The 5203-nt window shown below is 28.9% G+C and carries 4 protein-coding genes; 2 read left to right on the top strand and 2 right to left on the bottom strand.

Features of this window, described 5'->3' with window-relative positions; genetic code table 11:
• The first annotated feature begins 123 nt into the window (after nt 1-123).
• Nucleotides 124-978, top strand: a complete 855-nt coding sequence (locus tag ACI3VO_RS05505) for a CAP domain-containing protein (protein ID WP_439756948.1) — start codon at nt 124-126, stop codon at nt 976-978.
• Between the two features lie 137 nt (nt 979-1115).
• Here ACI3VO_RS05505 and ACI3VO_RS05500 read toward each other — a convergent pair whose 3' ends face one another.
• On the bottom strand, nt 1116-2078 hold the full coding sequence (locus tag ACI3VO_RS05500) for a DMT family transporter (protein ID WP_439756947.1): 963 nt from the start codon (nt 2076-2078) through the stop codon (nt 1116-1118).
• Nucleotides 2079-2105: 27 nt separating this feature from the next.
• Nucleotides 2106-3371 (bottom strand): nucleotidyltransferase, encoded by a 1266-nt coding sequence (locus ACI3VO_RS05495; RefSeq protein WP_439756946.1) that lies wholly within the window; start codon nt 3369-3371, stop codon nt 2106-2108.
• Between the two features lie 399 nt (nt 3372-3770).
• Between ACI3VO_RS05495 and ACI3VO_RS05490 the strand changes: the two genes are divergently transcribed.
• Entirely contained in the window at nt 3771-4967 is a 1197-nt protein-coding gene (locus tag ACI3VO_RS05490) for an acetate/propionate family kinase (protein WP_439756945.1), read from the top strand.
• Nucleotides 4968-5203 lie beyond the last annotated feature (236 nt).

The raw sequence follows: 5203 nt of genomic DNA, 5'->3' as shown, positions 1-5203 counted from the left end.
CTTGAAATGCATGACGGAAATTATATTTATCCACAATTTCAAAGGAATATAATTTAAGTACTTGGCGCAGCAAGTACGCTACCCTTTCCAATGCATTATAAAAAAATATAGTGAGGTGTTTATATGAATAAGAAGTTAAAAAGATTAGTAGTTTTAGGAGCTGTTACAATAATGACGGCATCAAATGTGGCATTTTCAAATGCATTACAGGTTAAAAAAGTCGATACTAGTAGGGCAAAAGGTCAAATATATGTTTGTGTAAATGGCAAGAAATATAAATTTGATATAAATTCTCTATGTATAGTTAAACCATCGAAACCTTCGATTAAAGATGATTGTACAGATAAAATACCTAGTAGCGAAGAAGATTCAAATAATAAAGAGGATATAGATAATAATCAAACAGAAAACAATAACAATAACCAAATAGAAGATACTGATAACAACCAAACAAATGAAAATAATAATTTAAATACAGATAATAACGATCAAAATAATTCACAAGAAAATAATACAGAAGACAACGACCTTCCAAACAGTGGAGAAGATCAAACTGATGACAATAATTCAAACGATACTACAAATTCAGATTTCACAAAGGAACAATTAGAAGTATTAGAAATAGTAAATAAAGAAAGAAAAGCCAATGGATTAAAGCCACTTACTTTAAATAAAGAGTTATCAAATGTGGCAACAATAAAATCACAAGATATGATAAATAAAGGATATTTTGACCATACATCGCCTACTTATGGCTCTCCATTCGATATGATGAAATCATTTGGTATAAGCTATAAAGCTGCAGGAGAAAATATAGCAAAAGGTCAAAAAACTCCTACTGAAGTTATGAACTCTTGGATGAATTCTTCAGGTCACAGAGCTAATATACTTAGTACTAATTTTACTGAATTAGGTGTAGGTATAGCTAAGGATTCTAAAGGTACAATTTACTGGACACAAATGTTTATAGGTAAATAATATATGCTATATAATTATTAGTATATATTAAAATATATATCAAATCACAAAACTAAAATGCAAAAAACTCCCTTTATAAGTTTTAATTTTAAATAAAACTGTAAAGGGAGTTTTTTTATCTAAAATAATATGTAAAGCTAAGCACAATCTGATGATTTTTCTTTTTTATTTATAGACAATATAATAACCATGGCGATTATCATAGCTGTACCTAAAAAATCCATAAATCCAAATACAAGATCTAATAAAAATATAGAAAATACAGCAGATGATACAGGCTCTATTGTCGAAAATAAACTAGTCTTAGTAGGTCCTATCAATTTTGTACTTATGACATATATGCTAAATGGAATAACTGTACCAAATATTATTACTATTATTATTACAGCTATAGTGTATATATCAAAAGTTCCACTTATATCGAATATAGGTTTTATAAAGCTAAATGCTACGCCTCCAATTAACATTCCCCAACCGGTTACGCATATATTGCTGAAGCTGTTTAGTAGGTTACCAGGCTTAACAGTATAATATGCAAGGCAAAATGCGGCTGTTACTGCCCAAAATAAGGCTTTTTCGGAGATAACTAGACTAGTTATATCCATATGGGTTACTAAAACAAATACGCCTAACAGTGAAAGTATCAACGCAAATAATTCTATAGATGAAGGCAGTGATTTACTTTTTAATGATTGGTAAATCAGTATAATAGCAGGTCCTAAATACTGTATAACAGTCGCTGTAGCGGCATTTGAGTATTTTATAGCTACAAAATAACTGTATTGAACTCCAAACATACCTAAAATACCGAATAAAACCAAATCCTTAGTGTGCTTTTTAGATTTAAAAACTTTAAATATTTCGTTTTTTTCCTTTATATAGGCTATAGATAGTAGTATTATTCCAGAAGAGATAAGTCTAATGCATACTACCCATTCAGGAGTAAGATTTCTCTGTTGAAATAAAAATTGTGCACATATACCAGATAATCCCCACAATGTTCCAGCGATTAGTGCGAATAATGTTCCTTTTATAGAGTTGTTTTTAGATGTAATTTTTGAAGAACTCGATAGATCTTCAATTGCAGTGTTGTTTTCCATTATTTTCCTCCTAGTTATGATTTTGTATTATTTTATGTATTTAGGAGAGGTCATGTAATCCATAGGCCCCTTTAACATAGAAATATTATTTTTATAGTATATTAAATTGTACATATTAGTGGCTTTAATATCGTAGTTTATCAAAGTTTTGAAGTTATCCCTATCAATATGTTTTATTTTGGAAAATTTTGTGATAACCTCGATATCAGAATTATTTTTTATTTGTTTAAGTATTTCGCAGCCTTTATCGTTGAAGGCTAGAACTCTCAAGTAAGGTACACTATTTAAATCCTTGGTTTTCAGAATATCTTGTTTTTTTATTCCGAGCATGATATTGTTCAGCGTTCTAGAAATTTTAGTCATAGTATATCGCTTAGATTTTACTTCATTTTGGAGCTCTTCGAAATTTGTGCATTTAAATACAGAATTATAAATTTTATTTTCAATACCCTCATTTACTTCGAAGTAATCGATTAAATTGTCTTTATCCCTAATTATTATAGAATATAGTATTTGGTAAAAGTCGTCTTCAAAAACAGGCTTGAATCCATTTTCTAAAACATTATTTATCATATCATAAGTTGGCTTTGGAATAGTATAATTTATAGCATTTAAATCTCTATTATTTTTTAAAGCATTTCTAATTGCAGATGCAGAGCATATAGAATTGTCTATATTTAAACTATTGTAGCCAGAATTAATTCTATTTATTGTATACGGCTTAATTGGGCTATTTAGCTTTAATATGATCTTTATGTACTCGATTCCAAGGATGTTATTTGGAGAATTTAATATTTCTGTCAAGTTTTCTTTTGAAGTATTGTACAGCTTATTTTCGCTTATATAATCAAATAAGGCAGATGATCTAGCCTTTGGGAACGGTAGACCTTCATTTAAGCGATTTTTAAGAGTATTTTTAAACTCTGAGGGCTCCTCTATTAAGATTTTTGCTATTAAATACAGTATTTCTACATCGCCTATTTCACTTCCAAAACATACAGAATTTACACAGTTTAGGGAATTAAGTAAAGTTATCCCTCCATGTGCAAAAATTTCTGCACTCTGGCATGAGTACAGTGTAGGTAGTTCTACAACTAGATCGACTCCGTTTTTTACAGCCATTTCAGCCCTAGTAAATTTATCTAAAAGAGCAGGTGTACCTCTCTGCATAAAATTACCACTCATTACAGCTATTGTATGAGTTGCGCCGGTGATTTTTTTTGATTCATTTAAATGGTATAAATGACCATTGTGAAATGGATTGTATTCCACTATTAAACCAAGTAAATTCATAAAATTTTCTCCTTTTTTATATAATATGATTATTATTTTAATTAATTGGAATAATAATTCAAGGGCTATTAAATAGATATTGAAAAATTATTTAAAATATATAAATAAAATATCGATAAATTGTATTTTTTTTAACCAATAATGCAATAAATATATTATAATTATATATGAGACAATAAGTAAATGAATATGTTTTTTTTATTCAAAATAGTATGTACTTTTTTTGAAAAAAATGATATATTAATTTAGGAATTTTAATTGTCTGAATTTATTAGAAAATAAAAAGTCTATATTAATTTAACAATCTTTATTAATTAAGGCTTTTTTATGTAGTATAATAAAATAAAAGTCATTAAGGCTTAATACATATTATTCATTAAATATTAAGGAGGTTTACTAATGAAAATATTAGTTTTAAACTGTGGTAGTTCTTCATTAAAATATCAATTAATCGATATGGAAAATGAAGCAGTATTATGTAAAGGATTAGTTGAAAGAATAGGTATAGAAGGTTCTATACTTACTCAAAAAAAAGACGGTGTAGAAGGTAAATACGTTAAAGAACAACCTATGAAAGATCATCAAGATGCTATAAAATTAGTTCTTGAAGGTGTTTTAGATCCAACTTACGGTGGAGTTAAAGAAATGGCTGAAATAAACGCTGTAGGACACAGAGTTGTACACGGTGGAGAAAAATTCGCATCTTCAGTTGTAATAACTGACGAAGTTATAGAAGCTATAAAATCTTGCAACGATTTAGCTCCTCTTCACAACCCAGCAAACTTAATGGGTATAGATGCTATAAAAGCAGTACTTCCAGGTGTTCCAAATGTTGCTGTATTTGATACTGCATTCCATCAAACAATGCCAGCATCTTCATATTTATATGGTCTTCCATACAGACTATATGAACAATACGGTGTAAGAAGATACGGATTCCACGGAACTTCTCACAAATATGTATCTCAAAGAGCTGCTGCTATGTTAGGAAAAGACATAGCTGATTTAAAAATAATAACTTGCCACTTAGGAAATGGAGCTTCTATAGCTGCTGTAGATGGTGGAAAAGTTGTAGATACTACAATGGGACTTACTCCACTTGAAGGTTTAATAATGGGAACTAGATGTGGTGACATAGACCCAGCTATATTACCTTTCATAATGAAAAAAGAAGGCTTAGATGCTGATGGTATAGATAAATTAATGAATAAAGAATCTGGTGTATACGGAATGACTGGAATATCTTCTGACTTCAGAGATATCGGTGAAGCTGCAGAAAAAGGTGACACTAAAGCTATAAACGCATTAGCTGCTTACCACAAAAAAGTTAAAAAATATATAGGTGCTTATGCTGCTGAAATGAACGGTGTAGATGCTATAGTATTTACTGCTGGTTTAGGTGAAAATGGTATAGACAACAGATTAGAAATCGCTTCTGACTTAGAAGTATTAGGTGTTAAAATGGACGCTGAAGCTAACAAAGTAAGAGGAGAAGAAAGAGTTATATCTGCTGCTGATTCTAAAGTTAAAGTATTATTAATACCAACTAACGAAGAATTAATGATAGCTAGAGATACATTAGAATTAGTTAAATAATTATAGTTATATAATTTGTTAAATTTGATTATAATATAAATATTTAAGGTAGGCTTAGACCTACCTTAAATTGTGTATATGAGATATAGATATGTTTTATGCTCAGATAAAATAGTATTATAAGTATCAAGTAAAAATACTTGACAAACATTAATCCTATTTGTATAATAAATTTGGTAATAATGTTGAGGTGAAAAATATGATAATTAGTCTTAATGAGTTAAATAAAAGAGAAA

Source organism: Intestinibacter sp., from assembly GCF_051866655.1.
Lineage (GTDB): Bacteria > Bacillota > Clostridia > Peptostreptococcales > Peptostreptococcaceae > Intestinibacter.
Note: the sequence above shows the minus strand (reverse complement) of the source record. Positions and strands in the feature narration are given on the sequence as shown.